This is a genomic window from Streptomyces sp. GbtcB6, assembly GCF_019091475.1.
GTDB classification, from domain to species: Bacteria; Actinomycetota; Actinomycetes; order Streptomycetales; family Streptomycetaceae; genus Streptomyces; species Streptomyces hyaluromycini.
On record NZ_JAGXJL010000146.1, the window covers coordinates 1 to 1,859 of the forward strand.

General features: G+C 67.3%; 2 protein-coding genes and 1 pseudogene. All 3 read left to right on the forward strand.

Annotated elements, in window-relative coordinates; all coding sequences use genetic code 11:
* Positions 1–171 (forward strand): annotated as a pseudogene (locus KVT45_RS54860) (sugar ABC transporter substrate-binding protein); the annotation flags it as partial.
* A complete protein-coding gene (locus tag KVT45_RS54865) occupies positions 171–1,247 on the forward strand; it encodes an ABC transporter permease (RefSeq protein WP_217562597.1) in 1,077 nt (358 codons plus the stop codon). The pseudogene KVT45_RS54860 and the gene KVT45_RS54865, both read left to right, overlap by 1 nt.
* 4 nt (positions 1,248–1,251) lie before the next feature.
* The coding region (locus KVT45_RS54870) for an ATP-binding cassette domain-containing protein (RefSeq protein WP_217562595.1) at positions 1,252–1,859 on the forward strand (608 nt) is incomplete at its 3' end.

The window sequence follows — 1,859 nt, forward strand, 5'->3', positions numbered from 1 at the left end:
GACCAGCAGCCCTACCTCCAGGGCTACCTGGCGATCGACTCGCTGTGGCTCTACAAGAACAACGGCAACTACAGCGGTGGTGGTGAGCAGCCGGTGCTGACCGGTCCGGCCTTCGTCGACAAGTCCAACGTCGCCAAGGTCGCCGAGTTCGCCGCGAAGGGCACTCGGTGATCGAGATGAGTCAGCACGCCGAGCCGGCGGTGGCCACACCGCCGGCCCCCGGTCCGAAGGAGAAGGACGGCCGGACCGCCCAGCGCCCGCTGGTGCTGAGGCTGCTGGCCCGCCCCGACGTGGGTGTCTTCCTGGGCGCGGTCGCGGTGTACGTGTTCTTCCTGGTCTCGGCCCCGCCGGTGCGCGAGGCCAGCGCGATGGCGAACATCCTGTACCAGTCGTCGACCATCGGCATCATGGCGCTGCCGGTGGCCCTGCTGATGATCGGCGGGGAGTTCGACCTGTCGGCGGGTGTCGCCGTGATCACCTCGGCGCTGACCGCGAGCATGCTGGCCTACCAGCTGAGCATGAACGTGTGGGTGGGTGTGATCGCCGCGCTGGTCGTGTCGCTGGGGATCGGTTTCCTCAACGGCTGGCTGGTGGTCAAGACCGGTCTGCCCAGCTTCCTGATCACCCTGGGCAGCTTCCTGATCCTGCAGGGCGTGAACCTCGCGGTGACCAAGCTGGTCACCGGCAACGTCGCCACCGACGACATCAGCAACATGGACGGCTTCGGCCAGGCCAGGGCGCTCTTCGCGTCGTCCTTCGACATCGGCGGCGTCGAGGTGAAGATCACCATCTTCTGGTGGCTGTTCTTCGCGGCCATCGCGACCTGGGTGCTGCTGCGCACGAAGTACGGCAACTGGATCTTCGCGGTCGGCGGCAACAAGGACAGCGCCCGCGCGGTCGGCGTCCCGGTGAACTTCACCAAGATCTCGCTGTTCATGCTGGTCGGCTTCGGCGCCTGGTTCGTCGGCATGCACCAGCTGTTCTCCTTCAACACCGTGCAGTCCGGCGAGGGCGTGGGCCAGGAGCTGATCTACATCTCCGCCGCGGTCATCGGCGGCTGCCTCCTGACCGGCGGCGCCGGCTCGGCGATCGGTCCGGTCTTCGGCGCCTTCATGTTCGGCATGGTCCAGCAGGGCATCGTCTACGCGGGCTGGAACCCCGACTGGTTCAAGGCCTTCCTCGGCGTCATGCTCCTGGGCGCCGTCATGATCAACCTGTGGGTGCAGCGCACCGCGACCAGGAGGTGACCCGATGACAGACAACAACTCCAAAACCCACGGTGCCGTCCTTACGGACGAGGCCCCCCTCGACGGCGCCCCGATCGTCGAACTGCGCTCCACCGGCAAGTCCTACGGCAACATCCGTGCCCTGCACGGCGTCCACCTCAAGGTCTTCCCCAACCAGGTGACCTGCGTGCTGGGCGACAACGGCGCCGGCAAGTCCACCCTGATCAAGATCATCTCGGGGCTGCACCAGCACACCGAGGGCGACTTCCTCGTCGACGGCACCCCGGTGCGCTTCTCCACCCCGCGCGAGGCCCTCGACAAGGGCATCGCCACCGTCTACCAGGACCTCGCCACCGTCCCCCTGATGCCGGTGTGGCGGAACTTCTTCCTCGGCTCCGAGATGACCAAGGGCCCCTGGCCCGTGCGCCGTCTCGACATCGCGAAGATGAAGGAGACCGCCGACCGTGAACTGCGCAACATGGGCATCGTCCTGGACGACCTGGACCAGCCCATCGGCACCCTCTCCGGCGGCCAGCGCCAGTGCGTGGCCATCGCCCGCGCCGTCTACTTCGGCGCCCGCGTCCTCATCCTGGACGAGCCCACCGCCGCCCTCGGCGTCAAACAGTCCGGCGT